This is a genomic window from Achromobacter sp. SIMBA_011 (assembly GCF_046535435.1).
Classification (GTDB): Bacteria; Pseudomonadota; Gammaproteobacteria; order Burkholderiales; family Burkholderiaceae_B; genus Achromobacter; species Achromobacter dolens.
The window spans coordinates 1-273 of sequence record NZ_JAWRWN010000433.1 but is presented as its reverse complement, the minus strand read 5'-3'; the positions used below and the strand labels follow the sequence as shown (position 1 = coordinate 273).

At 59.3% G+C, this 273-nt stretch carries 1 pseudogene; it reads right to left on the bottom strand.

The features are described from left to right. Positions 1 to 37 precede the first annotated feature (37 nt). A pseudogene (locus SB816_RS31600) lies at positions 38 to 273 on the bottom strand (reverse transcriptase); the annotation flags it as partial.

Here is a 273-nt window from a genome sequence, read left to right as displayed (position 1 = left end):
CACATCTCGCGCCACGGTCCGCGGGTCATGCAGCAGCTTAGGCATCGGAGCACCATCCTTCATAAATCGACGCAAACGTCGCCTTGTCCTGCCGTTCAATTCCCAATTTGAGGGCGTGTTTAAAATTGAGCTCGACCTGGCGCCTGAATCCATCGCCCTGATCGCCAAACGAATCCGCTGCCAGCCAAACTAACCGCTGGCATTCGGGGCTCATGCTCGACCAAGTGCCGCGGAGAGCAGTGAACGCAGCTCGGTCCTTCCAGCGCCGCCAGC